The 693-nt window shown below is 38.7% G+C and carries 1 protein-coding gene; it reads right to left on the bottom strand.

Annotation, left to right across the window (positions count from 1 at the left end):
• Nucleotides 1–153 precede the first annotated feature (153 nt).
• Nucleotides 154–693: hypothetical protein (locus CI603_RS09105; RefSeq protein ID WP_220702262.1), on the bottom strand; the 540-nt coding region annotated here is incomplete at its 5' end.

Below are 693 nucleotides of genomic sequence, written 5' to 3'. Positions count from 1 at the left end.
CATAAACTATGTCAGTTTACAATATTATTACTGCATTCGAAAGGCGAATTCTCTTTTGCTATAAACAGTTATTTAATGTGTCCTTATGGAAACTTGAGAGGGATTACGAATGACGGCAAATTCGGATGCATTGCAGTTACAGCGCAAAAACAGCTACATATAAGTAATAAAGTTAGAGATTTCTAACAAACTTTTGTATATGTCTTTTTCCAGGACACCTGCTTTCATATCTGGGAATAGCGATCTTACAATGCAGTTTTCTGGGTCGGGTTTATCAAACTTAATTTGTTTCCCGGTATCAAGGTAATGCATGCAGCGATTGCGGAGGATATGCCCCTGTTTGGAATTAAACAAGTCTGCCACTGAACCATAAACTGTAAGATCTCTTAGTGATGTAAGAGCGGATTGTCCGGTGCTTCGGGGAATTACTTGTTGGATTGCTCTAAAAGAGTGGTACGCGATGAGCACAAGTTTGCGAAAATAAGTTCCGCGGAAACCAAACTCAATCTTAGGCGCAACGGAAAAGATATTATTGATTGCTGACTCAATGAGAAACAGTATTCTTTTTCGTGAAGTAGATAGGCTTGTGGTATATCTGTCTCTAAAATACTTCTCTGAGCAATAATCTTTGCATTCTATTGCCCAGTTGAAATCAGCAGTATTCAAGGAAGAAGGAAATGCCGTCTTTCCAGT

The organism is Bifidobacterium sp. wkB338 (genome assembly GCF_003688325.1).
Taxonomy (GTDB): Bacteria; Actinomycetota; Actinomycetes; order Actinomycetales; family Bifidobacteriaceae; genus Bombiscardovia; species Bombiscardovia polysaccharolytica.
The sequence above is the reverse complement of the archived record's forward strand: the minus strand, read 5'-3'. Positions and strand labels throughout refer to the sequence as shown.